Raw genomic sequence first — 17,728 nt, 5'->3', positions numbered from 1 at the left:
TAATGAAAAACTTTAGTTTAGTAATACTATTAGCTGCCATTGTTATGTCTTTCTCATCGGTATTTGTTGTACCTGAAGGGCAAAAAGCAATTGTAATGTTATTTAGTAAAGTACAAAAAGACAGCGACGATCAAGCGATTGTATATGGCCCAGGCCTACAATTTAAGGTGCCATTTTTTAGCCAAGTACGTCGCATTGATGCACGTATTCAAACGCTAGATGGTGCGCCGGATCGCTTTGTTACTAGTGAGAAAAAAGACTTAATTGTTGATTCGTTTGTAAAATGGCGTGTTAATGACTTTAGCGCTTTTTACTTACGTGCCCGTGGCGATAAGCAATATGCTGAAACGCTACTTAAACAAAAAGTAAATAATGGTCTTCGTACAAACTTTGGTACACGTACAATTCGTGAAATTGTATCAGGTGAGCGTAGCGAGTTGATGGAAGAAGCGTTAGTACAAGCTTCTGAAAGTGCACGTGAGCTAGGTATTGAAGTACTAGACGTACGTGTTAAGCAAATCAACCTACCACAAGAAGTGAGTAGCTCTATTTACCAACGTATGCGCGCTGAGCGTACTGCTGTTGCAAAAGAGCATCGTTCTGAAGGTCAGGAAAAAGCCGAGACTATTCGTGCGGGTGTTGACCGTCGTGTAACAGTAATGCTTGCCGATGCAGAGCGTAATGCGCGTTCTGTACGTGGTCAAGGCGATGCTGATGCCGCAGGCATCTATGCAAGCGCGTATAACAAAGACCCTGAGTTCTTTAGTTTTGTGCGTTCGCTTGAGGCTTACAAAAAGACTTTTAAAAATAAGCAAGACGTTATGGTGCTTTCACCAGATAGCGACTTCTTCCAATATATGAAAGGCGCTAAAGCTCAATAGGCTTTACGTTAATTATTTAAAAGTTAAAAAGCCTCGCATTTGCGGGGCTTTTTGTTAAACACAGTCTAGTGCTTTAAATCACTGTTATTTATGTGATTATTAGCTAATATTTGGATATAACAAATGCGCGCAGAAAAAATAAGCTGAACAGGGGTGATCTTTACTTTAGTTTTCTGGTAAAATCTCGTCCTAATTTTCTCTAAGTGAATTTACGATGGGTAAAAACGTTGTTGTATTAGGCACCCAATGGGGTGACGAAGGAAAGGGTAAGGTAGTTGATCTCCTTACAGACAAAGCATCTTTAGTAGTTCGTTATCAAGGTGGCCACAATGCGGGTCATACTTTAGTTATCGAAGGTGAAAAGACGGTTCTACACCTTATTCCATCGGGTGTATTACGTGACAATGTTAAATGTGTGATTGGTAATGGTGTAGTTTTATCACCAGAAGCGCTAATGAGAGAAATTGGCATGCTTGAAGAACGCGGCGTACCTGTACGCGAGCGTCTTTTAATAAGTGAAGCATGTCCGCTAATCTTGCCTTTCCATGTTGCATTAGATGTAGCCCGCGAAACTGCTCGTGGCGATAAGCCAATTGGTACAACTGGCCGTGGTATCGGTCCTGCGTACGAAGATAAAGTGGCTCGCCGTGGTTTACGCGTAGGCGATTTATTTAATCCTGAATTATTTGCAGCTAAATTAAAAGAAGTTCTTGAATACCATAACTTCACTTTAGTTAACTACTACAAAGTAGACGCTGTAGATTTCCAAAAAACGTTTGATGATGCAATGGCTGTTGCTGATATCTTAAAAGCAATGGTTGTAGATGTAACTGAGCTTTTAGATCAAACGCGTTTAGCAGGCGAAAACATTTTATTTGAAGGTGCACAAGGTACGTTACTTGATATCGATCACGGTACTTACCCTTATGTAACATCTTCAAATACTACAGCTGGTGGCGTTGCTACTGGTGCAGGTTTTGGCCCATTAAACCTTGATTACGTTTTAGGTATTATTAAAGCGTACACTACACGTGTTGGTTCAGGTCCTTTCCCTACAGAGCTTTACGACGGTCTTGAGAAACAAGATCCAGTTGGTAAGCACTTAGGTGATAAAGGCCATGAGTTTGGCGCTACAACAGGTCGACTTCGTCGTACTGGTTGGTTAGATGCAGTGGCTATGCGCCGTGCGGTTCAAATCAACAGTATTTCAGGTTTTTGTTTAACTAAGCTTGATGTTTTAGACGGCTTAGAAACGCTTAAAATCTGTATTGGTTACAAGCTTGAAGATGGCACAGTTACTAACGTAACACCATTAGCAGCTGAAGGTTACGATAAAGTAACGCCAGTATACGAAGAAATGCCAGGTTGGTCAGAAAACACTGTTGGTGTAACGAGTCTTGACGGTTTACCAAAAGCTGCGATTGACTACATCAAGCGTATTGAAGAAATTACGGGTGTTCCAATTGATATTATTTCTACAGGTCCAGACCGCGTAGAAACTATGGTACTTCGCAACCCGTTTGCGTAATTACCATTAGATTAAAAAAAGCTGCCTAGTGCAGCTTTTTTTGTATCTAAAATTCACCTTGGAACGATCTTTGTATATATTTTAATAAGTTTATTTTTATAAGTGGTGAGCATGCGTTTATTTTACCGTAATTGCGTATTAAGGCTTTCATTAATTCCGCTGTCTTTATTTATAGCAACCAACAGCTTAGCTACAGAAAGCCCTGCTGCTGTACCGCTGTATACAGAATCTGAGCTAATTGCGTTAATAAATAAAAATACGCATTTAGCGCGGGTGAAGGCAGATGATTGCCAGTTAGTGCAAGATATAGAAGCACGAGCCAATAAAATGGCATTGCCGTCTTATCAATTTTTATACGGCGATATGCTGGCTTATAACGTGTGCGTGGATCGTAATGTAGAGTTAGGTGTGTATTACATGCGAAAAGCGGCTGAACAAGGCTTAGCGACAGCGCTAGAGCAGTTAGGGCGTTACTACGACACCGGGCGTTTAGTTCAGCAAGATAAAGCAATGGCAATTACGTATTTGCGTGAAGCGTCGTCGCAAGGCAATTTAAAAGCACAACTACGTTTGGTTAAATTATTTAATGATGGCTATGGCAGCCCGCGTGATTTTGAAGATGCATACCGTTGGCTATTTAATTCTATGGTCGCAGATAAAGCGACTCATAAAAAAATTGAGCGAGCGCTGACTAAGTTAGCGCAAAAAATGCCAGATAGTGTGGTTGCGCGAGCTCGCCTTCCTATTTAATAGCTCTTAAAAAACAAAACCCTAACTTTTTAAGTTAGGGTTTTTGAGTTTTTACAGGTAGTAAAAGTGTTTAACTTTCTTCTTTAGCCTTTGTTTGCGGGTCTTTTAAAACCGACATTTTAGGCGGCTGTAATGCAACAACACGTTCACCTTCTTGCGGTGGTTTTTCCATGTTGATTGTAAACGGTCTTAGCTTAATTGGCGTATCGTCGTCGCTGTCTTTATCACCTTTAAGAATAAACAAAGGGATAGCCTCAGGGTTCATTTCTAGGTATTGCTCCCAGCTAAACTCATCCGAGATACGTGTTGAACTAACCTTACCGCCTTTAGCTATGATACTGCTCAAACGTGCGTATGAGCCTTCGTCGCCAAACAGTATTTGTCTGGATAAAAACGTTGCACTGTCTTTATTTGCTTTAGCATGCGACGTTGATGAGCGAAGCGAAAATACATTTTTTTCATTAAGTAAATGCGAAAAGTATTGAACGCCTAGCGCATTATGATGACGGTTTGGCGATAGCGCTAAGACACTGCGAATAGTTGTTAGAGGTAAGTAGCGTTCAGCATGCTCTGATTGCGGGTTACCATAATAACAAGCTAAGCCATCCATACGTGCCATTCTGCAGTTTTCCCATGCAGGATCTGAAAGGTGAACCGGAATATTCTGCTCTTGTAAGCCACGTCCAATTGCACGCGATACATGGTTTGCACCAATAATTAATATTGTATTTGGTGATGGTTGGCGTACGCCTAATAGCTTGGCAACAGGAATGGCTGTTAAGCTTTGCAGCACAACCGTAATGATGATCACCGTAAATATAAGTGGCACCATTTTTTCAGCATCAGCAACGCCAGCTTCCATCATACTTAGTGCAAATACTGACCCAACGGCTGCGGCAACTATACCGCGTGGAGCAATCCAGGCAAGTACCAAGCGAGACTTCATTGGTAAGTCAGTACCAAAGGTCGAAATAGCAATACACAGTGGGCGTGCAACAAAAAGCACAATAGCTAAAAATATAAATACATCGCTGTCGAGCATCATCAAATCAGAAAGCTGTAAGCGTGCTGCAAGTAAAATAAATAGCGTCGATATTAATATCATCGACAAGTCTTCTTTAAACTCAAGTACAGAATCTATTTCTAAATCGTCTTGGTTCGCAAGCCAAATACCAAATACAGTTACTGCTAATAAGCCTGATTCATGGCTTAAATAGTTTGATACAGAAAAACTAATAAGGACTAGTGCTAAAATCCCAAACTTATGTAATTCAAATGGCAGCCACTCGCGACGCATTAATAGGGTTGTTAGCCAACCTGCAGCAACACCAATACTTAAACCAACACCCAGGGTTTTAACTAAAGCAATAATAGTATGACTAAATACTTCGCCTTGGCCTACAAGCATTACAGCTTCAAATACCAATACAGCAAATAATGCGCCAATAGGATCTATTACAATACCTTCCCAGCGAAGTATGCGGTCTATGTCTTGTGTTGGACGCATTGAGTTTAATAGCGGTGCTATAACTGTAGGGCCAGTAACAACGAGTACTGCGCCTAGTACCGCAGCAACACGCCAATTGAGCTCAAGCAACCAGTAGGCGCTTAAGCTAATAATAATGCAGGTAGTAAGCATACCGATTGAGCAGAGATTCCTTACAACTTTTCCTATCCCTTTTAATTCTCTGAAATGCAGAGTTAAGGAACCTTCAAATAAAATGATGGCAACGCTTAGTGATACTACTGGAAACAGTAAATCACCTAAAAGTGCATCAGGGTCTAAAACACCACTAAATGGTCCAAGTAAAAGACCAGTAAGCAATAAAAAAAGAATAGCGGGTACTCTAAAAGCCCACGCGACCCATTGGGCAAGCACAGAGCAAAGTGCGATACCGGCTATGTAAATTGCTGACATAGATTAAGAATTCCTTATTTATGACGATATGTTTAGAAAGTATAACTTTTGTTAATTATTAATACAGGGGTATACACCGGAAACTCAAATATTACTAATCAATTTTAGCTGCTTATAAAAGATTAGTAGGCTTAAATTATTTAGCGAGAACTTAGCCACCTTATTTTAAAGTGTATTAATTGTTTAATTTATTGAATTTTAATAACAATATAAAGGGTATGAGTGTTTCGTATTAACTTAGTTCGAATTTTAACCTTGATTTTAAAGGGGTATTTGGTGTATTATACTTCGTGTTCTAATAATTAGTCATCTAACGAAGTTTATTGAAGATAAAACAGGCTTGTTAATCTTAACGTCATTTTTAATCTTTATAATCATGTGTTAGTGATGTTTCTAGTATTAGAGCATTACAAAATATCATTTGCCGAATTCTTGGTATGGTTTTGCCAAACAAGTTTATTTAATTATTTAAGTAAATAAAGGTTTGAGTTGAACTATTACTTTCAATATTTAGCCCCCCATCGTGGCGGTTAAATCTCGGTCCTTTGGTCTTCACCCTATCTGTTGGTGTATCAGACTTTAGAGGCTCTATGTATGTTGTTAATAAAAAAGCCACACACAGCTTTTTACAGCGATGCATAAACAACACTTTTAAATTTTTTGATTAGTGCTGCTCAATATTATTGGGTTGTTGCTACTTTTACTTAACCTCAAATCTAAGCCTCTTGTTTTAGATATGGTTTTTGCGTGTGTGTAAAAAAGTGTTGCCTAAATGAAAAGAAAAATTCGAAGCTATGTTTTAAACCTAGCTACTTAGTTTTAGCTCGTCTAATTAAGATGAGCGCAGATAAAATGGAAAGTTGAGCATTTATGCAAAAGTTAAATTGGCGACGTATCGTACTTAAAGTAGGTAGTGCATTAATTGCACCAGATCAAGATGGCTGCCGTTCGCGTTACATATTAACCATCGCACAGTTCATTGTTCGTTGTCGTGCCCGTGGAATCGAGGTGATTTTAGTATCATCGGGTTCTGTAGCGGCTGGAGCGCATTTATTCCCATCAGACAAACCTCGCTCTGTGGTGATGAAAAAAGCAATGGCAGCAGCAGGCCAAACAGAAATGATCGCCATGTGGGACCGCTTTTTTGACTTTCCATCTGCGCAACTATTATTAACGCACGGCGATTTACGTGACCGCGAGCGTTACCAAAGTATTCGCGAAACAGTGTTTACTTTGCTTGAGCATGGTGTTTTTCCTATCATTAATGAAAATGATGCTGTAACTACCGACGACTTAAGAGTGGGTGATAACGACAACTTATCAGCAATGGTCGCAGCAGCAGCCGATGCCGATGCTTTATTAATATTCTCAGACGTTGATGGGTTATATGATAAAAACCCTAACTTACATGATGATGCGGTGTTACTGCCTGAAATAAAATCAATTGATGAATCTATTTATGCTATGGCAGGATGTGCTACAAGTGCTGTTGGTACTGGTGGCATGAAAACCAAAATAGAAGCGGCAGAAAAAGCAACGTCACATGGTATCGCGACTTATATTATAAACGGCTTTAAAGAAGAAACATTTACGAAACTGCTAGCTGGGGAAAATCCTGGTAGCGTATTTTTACCGTACGAAAAGCCGATGCAAGATTCTGTACATTGGATGACACACACAGCAAATGAGCAAGGTGAAGTTGTTGTTGATGGATCATTTGATGAATCCCTTGAAGGTGAAAGTGGATGTATTCGCGGTGATGAAATCATGGAAGTCCATGGTGAATTTGCTGTTGGTGATACCATTTTAGTACGTAGTGAAGACGGTACGCGTTTAGCTAAAGCGACCGCAAATTATAGTAGCTGTTTGTTAAACTTTATTGCAGACAACGAACAGAGTGAATTCAGCGAAAAAATGCAGGATTCAATTGGACCAGTTATATCTGAAAAACATATCGCATTATTGGAGAAGTCATGAGTTTAATTACGGACATTTCACGCCAGACAGCTAAAGCTGCCCATACACTTGCTTTACTCGATACCGAGACTAAAAATCAAGTACTAGTTGAAATGGCAGCGGCATTAAGAGAGCAAAAAGCATTTATAATCAAAGAAAACGAAAGTGACCTAAGCGCAGCACGCGACAATAACTTAGCAGCTTCAATGATCGACCGCTTAACGCTAAACGATGAGCGTATTGAAGCAATGGCAGAAGGCATTGAAGTAATCGTAAGCCTGGACGATCCTGTTGGTCAGCTACGTGATATTACAGAGCGTCCAAATGGCATTAAAATTCGTAAAATGCGCGTACCTCTTGGCGTTGTATGTATGATTTACGAAGCACGCCCAAATGTAACAGCAGACGCTGGCGCATTATGTTTTAAATCAGGTAATGGCGTAATTTTACGTGGCGGTAAAGAAGCACTTAAAAGTTCGCAAGCTATCGCAAGTGTAATGCACAGCGTACTTGAAAAGCATAACTTACCAGTATCACTTATTTCAGTGATTCCAGATCCAGATCGTGCGCTATTAATGGAATTAATGCAGCAACGTGAAAGCATTGACTTAATAATTCCACGTGGCGGTGAAGGCTTAATTAACTTTGTTACTGAAAACAGTACGATTCCAGTAATTCAGCATTACAAAGGCGTTTGTCATCTATATGTAGATAAAGATGCAGACCTAGAAATTGCGCTTAACTTACTACTTAACGGTAAAACGCAGCGTACCGGTGTTTGTAATGCACTTGAGGGCTTAGTAGTTCATCAAGATATTGCAGATGAGTTTTTAAATCTGTGCGCAGTTGTATTACGCCAAGAAGGTGTAAAAATAAATGCTGACAGCTTTGCAGCTAAATACTTTGATAATGCAACTGTGTTAGCCGATAACGAATTTGGTGAAGAATATCTAGACCTAGAAATCGCTATTCGTGTTGTACCAAACTTTACGGCAGCGGTTGAACACATTGGACAGTTTGGTTCAAACCACACTGAAGTAATTTGTACTAAAAACGCAGCCGCTGCAGAGTTATTCCAGCGTAGTGTTGATGCTTCTGTAGTTATGGTTAATACATCATCTCGCTTTTCTGATGGCTCACAGCTGGGTCTAGGCGCAGAGATTGGTATAGCAACTTCTAAGCTTCATGCATACGGCCCTATGGGACTTGAGTCACTAACTACTGAGAAGTACTTAGTGAATGGTGAAGGCCAAGTTCGCGAGTAACCGCTAAAGCTTAATTTCATTAAAAAGCCGAGTATGGAAATACTCGGCTTTTTTGTTTTTTCAGACTACTCTGTAATTAATTTAGTTTTTCAAGCCAGTCGCTTGCAGGTTCAGGCCTGTGTAAATAATAGCCTTGAAGAATAACTTCTGGATATTCTTGCAATAAATCAAAGTGGGACTGGTTCTCTACACCTTCAGCAACTATCTCGAGTTCAAATAAACGGCCTAAGCTTACAATCATATCAATAATTAGCTTATCGTTATTATCAGTCGGTGCTTCCAATACAAAAGAACGGTCAATTTTTAGTTCTTGTATGGGTAATTGTTTAAGGTAAGTTAAACTCGAATATCCAGTACCAAAGTCATCAATTGATACCCTAATACCTAGTTTCTTGAGAAAGTGAACAGCCTCAATAGCCGCTTCCATGTGATTAAGCAATGTACCTTCAATTATCTCAATAGTGAGTTGCTGAGGATTAATGCTATGTTGCTTTATTTGTTGGCTAATAAAGCTTAAAAAACGCGCTTCATGAAAGTGCCTGCCACTTACATTAATTGATAGGTTTAACTCAGGGTGAGTTTTACTAAGTTGCGTTAATATTTCAAGTGCATTTGAAGTTACCCAGCAATCTAAGTCATAAATTATATCTGACTCTTCGGCTATAGATATAAACTCACCAGGGCTAATGAAGCCTTTTTGAGGATGCTCCCATCTTAATAAAACCTCAGCCCCTTTAAGGGTTTGGCTTCGGTCAAATTGGGATTGTAAATATAGGGATAACTCATTATTTGAGATTGCTTTACGTAAATCTTGCTCTATTTCAAAACGGCGTTTTGCTTGCTCGCCAAACGAAGTATCAAAAAAGGTAACTCTATTGCCGCCTTTTTCTTTTGCTTTGTAACAAGCTGCCTCACAGTTACGAATTGTTTCAATAGCGCTTTCCCACTGATCTTCTCGAGGAAAAATATACGTGCCAATACTTACTGTTAAGCTAACGTCTTGTTCATCAACGACAAAGGGGTGGTTTACACTTATGATCAGTTCTTGGGCTTTATTTTCAGCCATAGCTTGGGCTCTGATCCTGCCAACGCCTTTTTCAACTGTACACAGTACTGCAAATTCATCACTGCCTAAGCGAGCAATAACATCTTTTTTATTCACCTTAGAATGAATTCGTTTAGTTAATTCTTTTAAAATGTTATCGCCAGCGAGTAGGCCTAATCCATCATTTATTGAGTGGAAGCTGTCTATGTCAATAATATAAATATAGGCATAACTATTTTCGGTACTACAAACCTGAAGTTGCTGCTCCAACTGCTTTAAAAAACCATTTCGGTTGGGCAAACCTGTAAGTTCATCATGCCATGTGAGATAGTGAATTCTTTCTTGCGTTATCTTAACGCTAGAAATATCACTAAATACACCAATATAGTGCACGTTGGTATCTTGCTCGCCTCTTACCATACTAAGAGTTAATAACTCAGGATAAAGCTCGCCATTTTTTCGTCTGGTTACTAGCTCTCCACTCCAATATCCTGCTTGGTTTGCATGATGCCATACTTGATCAAAGCTAATACTAGGGTGGTTATTTTGTTTAATATCGTGCAACTGCATTTGCAGGGAGTCAGATTCAGAGTAACCTGTAATCCTGCAAAATGAAGGGTTTACGGCAATAATTTTGCCGTTACTGTCGGTAATAACAACGCCATCAGCGGTTCCCGTTAGGGCTTGATAAAATAACTTTTGTTTTGATGAGAGCTCTTTTAATTCTTCTTCACGCTGGCTTAGCTCTTGTATTAGTGATTCTATTTCAAGTAGTTTGTCGTGCAGGTCAAAGTTTTTTTCTATAAGCCTATCTAGCATGCCTTGAGCGGTAATATGAGTGCGAATGCGTGCTCTAACGAGCGCTAGCTTGTAAGGTTTGTGTATGTAGTCAATTGCGCCCATAGCAAAGCCTTTTTCTTCAGACTCTTCTTCGGTAAGCGCAGTTACAAATATGACGGGGATACCTTTGGTATTTTGTTTCGCTTTGAGTATATTACATACTTCGTAGCCGTCCATGCCAGGCATCATTATGTCTAATAAAATCAAGTCAGGCCGAGTTGACTCAATAAAGATCAAAGCCTGCTCACCACTAGTAGAAATACGTACATCGTAGTCAGTTAAAAGTCCTTCTACTAATACGTGTAAATTACTAGGTTCGTCATCAACAATAAGAATTAAAGGTTTATGTTTTTTCTCTGTGGTTAATCCATTGCTGTTTGCGAGGTAATTTGAATGCACTATCTGTCCTTCTCTGCGTTCTTTACAATATTAAATCTAGTTCAGGTTAGTGGTTATGCCTAATTTTTATTATCGTTTCTATACTTATCAATAAGCTCAATTACTAACGCGTAGTTAAAATGATCAATTGCTTCTTTGAGCTTAAATAGAGAGTGGCCTCTATCATATTGATTCATTTCTAGCTGTCTAATCAAACTGCTAGGTACGGGGCGAGCCGTTAATGCTAATGAGTATATATTATCAATAACCGAGTCTTCGTTTTCTAGTTCATGTTGCTGTATATGTTCTTTTTTAAAGCTATCAGCTATCAAAAATTGTTTTACAGCAAAAAGTGTAAGTATTAATTGCTCATTAAAATGAGATAAATTAATACTTTTCTTATCTATTAAGCTTTTCTCAACACTTTGCGCACTTTGTTGCAGTAGCTCAAAGCCTAATGTGCCGGCCAAGCCTTTGAGTGTATGTACTAGTCGAATTAAGCTTTCTAACTCTCCATTTTTGATTAATATATCAGCTTTAATCGAAAAGTCATTGTAATCGTTGACAAACTGAGTAAATAATTTAGCTAACAATTCGTCATTGTTTTCTAGGTTTTCTTTTGCTAAAGGCAGGTTTATAGTGCTCAGAGATTCGCTACTTTGCAGATGCTTTTCTATACTTTCGTAAAGCGCATCAAAAATAATCGGTTTTACTAAAAAGTCATCCATACCCGCTCTAAACGCTGCTTTTTTATCATTAGGATCTGCGGCTGCCGTAATGGCAATTATGGGAGTTTTGTAGCCTCGCTCTCTTAATATGCTTGTTGCTTCAAGCCCATCCATAACTGGCATTTGAACATCCATAAAAATAATATCGATGTCATTTATCTCTACTTTATCTAATGCATCATGTCCATTATCAGCAATGATCACGGTCATATCTAATTTTGCTAAAAGGGCGGAGGCTATTTCTTGGTTAATTCTATTATCATCAACAACTAATGCATTAAAACCCGAGAATTTAGGGTGAGGCTTTAATTGCTTTTCTTTAAAATTATTTGGTGAAAGCTTTCTTAAAATTTCAACTTCACTATTTTTATTACCAATAATTATAATGTCTATATTTTCATTTTTTGCAATTGGCTCAGGAGACTCTTCATCGGTAATTAATAAAATCAGTGTCAATTTTTCATTAACGTTTTTATTTTGAGCGTACAGTTGTTGTAAAATAAAGTTATCGTTAAGCTCTTTTTTTTCTATCGACATTATTACAATACTAAATGGGCTACTAGGCTGAGACATTTTTGCAATGGCCCTTAATGGTTCTTGTGTTGTTTCTGTCGTTATATTTATATCACTTAGTAAGTCCATTAATTTTTTAATTTGCTCATTATCGGGGCTAATTAATAAGGCGTGTTTTTTAAGCTTTTGTTGCTCAGATAAAGTAAAGGGTAGAGTAAAGAAAAACTCGCTACCTTGATTAATCGTGCTCCTTACTTGTATATCTCCGCCTAGCAATTTAGTTAATTGTTTGCTTATAGTGAGTCCTAAACCAGTCCCACCATACTTTCTTGTTGTGCTTGAATCACCTTGCGAGAAAGACTGGAATATAATTTTTGATTGCTCTTCAGTCATCCCAATACCCGTGTCTTTTATACTAAAGCGAAGGTTTATTGTTTTTTCGTGTTGAGATGTCGCTTCTATAATTAATGATATTTCACCATGCTCAGTAAACTTAATTGCGTTACCTACACAGTTATTTATTATTTGACTTAAGTGCATTGGGTCGCCAATAAGTTCAAGCCCTGCATCAACGTGTAAAGTAAAGTTTAATAACAAGCCTTTTTGCTTAGCATTTGTTGAGAATAAATTTTGAACGTTAGAAACTATAGTATGTAAGGTAAAAGGGATTTGCTCTAACTGAACTTTTTCCGATTCTAGTTTAGAAAAATCCAGAATATTATTTAAAATCTGCAATAAATTTTGAGCACTTGAAAAAGCTTTATCTGCGTAGTGTTTTTGCCTTGAGGGAAGCTCACTGCTTTGTAAGAGTTGCAACATACCTAATATGCCATTCATTGGGGTGCGAAGTTCATGACTCATATTGGCTACAAAATCTATTTTTGTTTTATTGGCTTTATCAGTTTGCTCCATAGCACTCGTCAGGTCGGCATTCATTGCTTCCATTTGGGAATTTAATACGCGGGTTTCGTTGAGTAGCTCTTTGGTTTGCTTATTTTTTAAATATAAAGCATTAGCTGCTTTTATTACCGACGCTATTTCAGTTTGATTTTGGCTGTTATTTGAAATAGTTACTGGCTTTTCGCTATTCATATCTTTAAGTAATAAAGTGAGCTGAGTAATTGGTTTTATAACCGATCTAAAAATAAAATAGCTTAAAAATAAAATGATTAACATAATTAAAACGGCAAATATATTTGCCTGTTCTGTATTTTTTGTTAAGTGACTACTTAGTAGCTCTTCTGTTTTGATTAGTTTATTTTTTTCTATGTTTTTAATTTCATTAGTTAAATACAGCAATTCGTTTTCTATGCCTGTAAGCACTACATTTACAGAAAAAGTGTAGCTACGGGTGAGTAATACAAGTTGGTTATAAGCTTGTTTTAAGCTTGTTGTTTTATTGGAGAGGGATTCATTTATTACAGAGGTGCTCGTTAGTTTTTTATGTAAGTGATTTAAGTTTTGTTTTACATTTTGTGCTTCATCAAAATTAGGTTTATAGAGATAGCTTATAATTGCGTGTTTTAAATTACTTATTGTGAGTAAAACATCGTTAAAAATAACTTTATTATCATTGTTTGAAGACCCTTCTAAATCACTAATTGTTACCTGTAGGTCATCAATAGGCTGTTTGAACTGAGTAGTGTAAAGGTGTTCGCGTTTTTGTCTGTTTACGACAACTTGGCCAAATGTATCTTGGTAATTATTTAGATACTCGCCAAGGCGTATTAGTGAGTTTTGATACTCAGGGGTCTGGTTTTGAGTGTTTGTTTTTAGCTGCTCGAGATTTAGATTTGCCTTATTTAAATAAAAATTAAATTTGGTAATTGTATTTTCATTTGCATTGTCAATAAATGAAACTGCATGCCCTTGCAGGGAAATAATATCGTTTTCTAAGTGATTCACAGCTTCACTTTGAATAAGCGCGTTATGCTGCGACTTTTGCAAGTTAAGTAAGGACGTTTGCGAATAGTTAAACAAATAGCTTTGTAAAAGAAGTAATCCAATCAGCGAACACAAAGCTAATATTATTTTTGATTTAATTGAATTTATTATCATTATCGGCTAATCAACTCATACCATTTTTGTAGACTGTAGTCATAGGTTGGCATAACTGTATTCCATACTGCTACATTGCTAAAGCGTTTATAGTAACTACCACCATTACGTTGCGCACCAGCTTTAATAGCTACGTCGCCATTTGTATTTAATAAGTCTATGTTTGTTGCTTTTCCACCGTACCAGTAATCCCATTCGGCCGGCGATAAGAGTAGTTTAGAGCGTTGTGGGTTACTAATGTAATAACCTTGGCGAGCAATAAATGCACCAGGCCAGCCTGAAAGCCACCAATTCATATAATCGTAAGCTGCATCTTTTACGCTACTTTGTGTTTGTGACGATAAACACATAACACCATGCCAGCCTCGGTAGCCTTCTTTTGGCGCGGCAAAACGAACATTAATATTTTGGCTGTTTAACGCAGAGACGGCAGGCGAAAACATACTTTCTATATGGGCTCGCTTACTTTTCATAAATTCAATCGACTCAGGGACCGAGTTCCAATAGCCACTAAAGTGACCTTGGCGTTTAAAGTCGAGTAATATACTAAACAATCTATCAAGTTCTGGGCGAGTCATCGCACCTATATTGTTAAATTTTATAAGCCCTTTACTTTGCGCTGCTAGGGCTAGGTCAAAGAGTCCAATGGTAGGCGCATTTACGATAGCTACTTTACCTCTGTTCTCGTCATCAAGCAGCCAACTCCAGCTTTCGGTTTCGTATGCTATACCGGGCTTAATAAAATCGGTGTTGTAACCAAAAGAGTCAACATTATGCACATAAGGTAAAAAGCTAATATGATCGCTTTCTTGTGCGCTTAATGTGCCATCGGGTTGAACATTTAATAATTTATAGGGAGCATCACCTGCACCAATACTTGCAGTTTCGGTTAATTTTCCCGTTTTAGTAAGTGGATTTATCTCGTTAAAGTAGGTGAGTCGTTTTTTTTCTATTGGCTGTATAGAACCTGCATCCCAAAGCACATTAATGCTGTTTGACCATTGTTCGTATAAATCAAAGGAGCTTGGGTCCATTGATGCCTTTTGCAAAACAGCAGCACTGCCTGCGGGAGTAAATTCTATATTAATACCTAAGTCACTCATCGCTTGCTTGCGAATAGCCTCTTGGAGTGTTACATGCGTACCAAGTACTCTTAATGTGACTTTTTTTCGGGCAAAAACATAAGGCGCATGTGTTATTGCACCAGCTGTTAAACCTATTGCAGCTAGCTTTTTTAGCGTTGAACGCTTGGGTATGTCCATGTTAAGCCTAAAGTATTAATGTGTGACATTATGTATAGCTAAGAACTTGTAAAGACACAAGTTGAATGGATAAATTTAAAATTATATAGAATGAAAAATTAGAATAGTAGGGTGTCAAAAAATAATAAAAACAATGGAAAAAATAGAAGAGTAGAGCGAATTTGAAAAGGAGTAGGAAAGTGGTGGAGCTAAGCAGGATCGAACTGCTGACCTCCTGCGTGCAAGGCAGGCGCTCTCCCAGCTGAGCTATAGCCCCACATTCCTAAATTACATATAATGTAACTGCTTGACTGCTGAGTTCCAAGCGGGACGAACTTTAAGTTTTTTTATAAATTTGGTCAAGTATTTTTTCGTAAATTTTCACTGTTTACGTCAATTTTTGTTAGACTCGGCTTAATTCAAAACTAAAACGATAAAAAAACAATGAAAAAATGTGTTCTAGCGCTTATGGTTTTACTCGCTGGCTGTGCCTCAAATGATGAGCCGCCTTTTGAAATAAATAATAAACAGTTTCACGAAAAGCAAGATGAGCAAGGCAATAAGCTTTTTGCTTATGTTGTTTCGGTAAAAGCTAAGCATCGTGAAAACTTTAACCTAGACCGTGGTCCTAACAATAGACCAAGCCGTGGTGAGGTTAAGCAGTATATAGAGAAAGAGCATTTTGAAGAGTCGAGCATTCTAAAGTTACAGCTAGAAGACCAAGCAGTTGAATTATTAAATCAAGAGCTAAAAGAGCGTGAGTATTGCGATAACAAACATGAAGTTAATGATGTTTTATGGCGAGATTTGAGCGTACAACTAAGAGGGCGTTGCTTGTAATATGTTGGCTGATAAAACTAAGTTAGCAGAGCTTTTAGTGCGCCTAGATATTACTTACGATGCAATAGAACATCCGCCGCTACATACTAGCTTAGCGGCTGATGAGTTTATGATTGAGCGCCCAGGTACTCGTCTTAAAAACCTATTTTTACGCGATAACGAAGGCAAGCGACACTTTTTAGTTATTACAGCGCACAATAAGCAACTCGATTTAAAGGCACTATCAAAGCAACAAGGGCTTTCGCGTTTAGGGTTTGCATCGAGTGAACGCTTAGCAACGTATTTAAAAGTGGCTCCTGGGTGTGTATCTATGTTGGCTCTTTTAAATGATAAGCAAAACGAAGTGAGCTTATGGGTCGATCAAGATATTTGGGGTGGTGATTTGTTTCATTGTCATCCGTTTGAAAACACCCAAACATGGTTGCTTAGTAAAGCTGATTTAGAAACATTTTTTAATCACACAAAGCATCAACCGCGCGTTGTATTTTTACCCTCAAAATAAGCCCACATAATTAACGATAAACCGCATAAGCAAACCGCGAGCAGCGTAAACATAAACGCTGTTTGCCCATGATGTTGGTATACCACACCGGGTAATAACGACCCCAATGCCCCACCACTGTAATAAAACGATACATATCCGCCATTGGTTACGCTTGGCGGGGCTTTACTTATTTTATTAACGAGCGGTGCGGCAGTTGAATGAATCACAAACATAGCACCACAAAACAAAGTAAATGCGATTAAAAATAAGCTAAGCTGGTGGCTCATTAATAAAATAATACTCACACTATAAAAACTAAATACCGCAGTTAATAAATGCCAAGGCGAAGGGACTTTTTTAAGTAACCAAGGTGCAGCAATAGAGGCGAGGGCACCAACTAAATAACCACTGTAAACTAAACCTATGTCACGAGTATTGGTAATTAAAAACGTGTTTTGTAATATAAACGGTAAGTAATTAAGTAATGCAGCAAAACAAAAAAACATACAAAAGACGGCACCGTACACTTTAAGGATAGCGCCTTCTTTAAGTTGTTTAATGTAATCCAGAGGGGAGAGCTGCGACGGTGTAGCTGGGTTTGTAAAGCGAGAATGCTTAATTGTCAAAGCTAAGCAAATAAGCATAAAAGCAATTACGTAATAAAAGCTCTGCCAATTCCATAAGTCGCTAAACAAAGCTGCGAGCACACGACCAAAGTAACCACCAACTATACTGCTACCAATATATAGGGTCATATTTTTTTGAAGTGTATCAGCGCTATAGCTCATACCTATATAGCTAGTCATTGCTGTTAAAGCTGCAGGGAGTGTTAAACCTTGTAAAAATCTGACTAATAATAAAAGCTCAAAGCTAGGTACATAAATAAAAAGTAAGCAGCTAAGGCCTAAAAGCACCATTGCAATACGTAATATAAGTAGTGGATTTATTTTTGCTAAAAATAAACCATAAACGAGCGGGGCAATGGCTAAGGGCAGCATAGTTGCAGTCATTAAGCTGCCAGCTACCGCAGGTGCTACATTAAATTCGCTCGCAAAAAGGCTAAGTAGGGGTTGGGGTGCATAAAGCACAAAAAATATAAATACCGAGCAAACGAGTAGATGAGGTAAACGCATTATATGGCTCGTGCATTTGCTGATTGGTTGCGTGGTATTGTATTAAAAATTGCTTTTAATTCATAATTAAAACCATAGTCATTGCGCTATATCATGGTTTGTTTTAACTAGTTTGCTAGATTAATGTCGATAGCGCTGTTATTTGAACTCGTTGGTGATTAAAATAGCGA

The 17,728-nt window shown here is 38.1% G+C and carries 12 protein-coding genes and 1 tRNA gene; 7 read left to right on the top strand and 6 right to left on the bottom strand.

Going from position 1 to position 17,728, the window contains the following annotated elements:
• The first annotated feature begins 2 nt into the window (after positions 1-2).
• From hflC to AAEY68_RS02500, 3 genes are all read left to right on the top strand, one after another.
• Positions 3-881, top strand: coding sequence for a protease modulator HflC (hflC, locus tag AAEY68_RS02510; RefSeq protein WP_010554353.1), 879 nt, complete (start codon positions 3-5; stop codon positions 879-881).
• Positions 882-1,095: 214 nt separating this feature from the next.
• Entirely contained in the window at positions 1,096-2,409 is a 1,314-nt protein-coding gene (locus AAEY68_RS02505) for an adenylosuccinate synthase (RefSeq protein ID WP_010554354.1), read from the top strand.
• A 111-nt stretch (positions 2,410-2,520) separates the two neighbouring features.
• Positions 2,521-3,159, top strand: coding sequence for a tetratricopeptide repeat protein (locus AAEY68_RS02500; protein WP_024592473.1), 639 nt, complete (start codon positions 2,521-2,523; stop codon positions 3,157-3,159).
• Positions 3,160-3,229: 70 nt separating this feature from the next.
• On the opposite strand, the gene AAEY68_RS02495 is transcribed toward AAEY68_RS02500, so the two are convergent.
• Positions 3,230-5,077, bottom strand: a complete 1,848-nt coding sequence (locus tag AAEY68_RS02495; protein WP_007586413.1) for a cation:proton antiporter — start codon at positions 5,075-5,077, stop codon at positions 3,230-3,232.
• 870 nt (positions 5,078-5,947) lie between these two features.
• On the opposite strand from AAEY68_RS02495, the gene proB reads away from it, so the two are divergent.
• Positions 5,948-7,054 (top strand): glutamate 5-kinase, encoded by a 1,107-nt coding sequence (gene proB, locus AAEY68_RS02490; RefSeq protein ID WP_010554355.1) that lies wholly within the window; start codon positions 5,948-5,950, stop codon positions 7,052-7,054.
• A complete protein-coding gene (locus AAEY68_RS02485) occupies positions 7,051-8,298 on the top strand; it encodes a glutamate-5-semialdehyde dehydrogenase (RefSeq protein ID WP_024592475.1) in 1,248 nt (415 codons plus the stop codon). Before proB ends, AAEY68_RS02485 begins: the two co-directional genes overlap by 4 nt.
• A gap of 76 nt (positions 8,299-8,374) precedes the next feature.
• On the opposite strand, the gene AAEY68_RS02480 is transcribed toward AAEY68_RS02485, so the two are convergent.
• The 4 genes from AAEY68_RS02480 to AAEY68_RS02465 all read right to left on the bottom strand — a co-directional run bounded on the left by AAEY68_RS02480 (position 8,375) and on the right by AAEY68_RS02465 (position 15,378).
• A complete protein-coding gene (locus tag AAEY68_RS02480; RefSeq protein ID WP_007586418.1) occupies positions 8,375-10,582 on the bottom strand; it encodes a two-component system response regulator in 2,208 nt (735 codons plus the stop codon).
• A 59-nt stretch (positions 10,583-10,641) separates the two neighbouring features.
• Complete coding sequence (locus AAEY68_RS02475; RefSeq protein ID WP_101217107.1) at positions 10,642-13,860, bottom strand: ATP-binding protein; 3,219 nt, start codon at positions 13,858-13,860, stop codon at positions 10,642-10,644.
• Positions 13,860-15,122, bottom strand: coding sequence for an ABC transporter substrate-binding protein (locus AAEY68_RS02470; RefSeq protein ID WP_350585423.1), 1,263 nt, complete (start codon positions 15,120-15,122; stop codon positions 13,860-13,862). The genes AAEY68_RS02475 and AAEY68_RS02470 overlap by 1 nt, the downstream gene beginning before the upstream one ends.
• 180 nt (positions 15,123-15,302) lie before the next feature.
• Positions 15,303-15,378: transfer RNA gene (locus AAEY68_RS02465), tRNA-Ala, on the bottom strand.
• A gap of 167 nt (positions 15,379-15,545) precedes the next feature.
• On the opposite strand from AAEY68_RS02465, the gene AAEY68_RS02460 reads away from it, so the two are divergent.
• Together AAEY68_RS02460 and AAEY68_RS02455 are read left to right on the top strand one after the other, a co-directional pair.
• Positions 15,546-15,941: a putative periplasmic lipoprotein gene (locus tag AAEY68_RS02460; RefSeq protein WP_010554359.1), complete on the top strand. Its 396-nt coding sequence runs from the start codon at positions 15,546-15,548 to the stop codon at positions 15,939-15,941.
• Position 15,942: 1 nt separating this feature from the next.
• Positions 15,943-16,443, top strand: coding sequence for a prolyl-tRNA synthetase associated domain-containing protein (locus tag AAEY68_RS02455; RefSeq protein WP_010554360.1), 501 nt, complete (start codon positions 15,943-15,945; stop codon positions 16,441-16,443).
• Here the strand turns inward: AAEY68_RS02455 and AAEY68_RS02450 are convergent.
• Positions 16,410-17,558, bottom strand: coding sequence for an MFS transporter (locus AAEY68_RS02450; RefSeq protein ID WP_010554361.1), 1,149 nt, complete (start codon positions 17,556-17,558; stop codon positions 16,410-16,412). The genes AAEY68_RS02455 and AAEY68_RS02450 overlap by 34 nt on opposite strands.
• Between the last annotated feature and the right edge of the window lie 170 nt (positions 17,559-17,728).

The organism is Pseudoalteromonas sp. RB2-MNA-CIBAN-0110, from assembly GCF_040309305.1.
Taxonomy (GTDB): Bacteria; Pseudomonadota; Gammaproteobacteria; order Enterobacterales; family Alteromonadaceae; genus Pseudoalteromonas; species Pseudoalteromonas arctica.
This window is presented reverse-complemented; position numbering and strand designations above follow the sequence as displayed.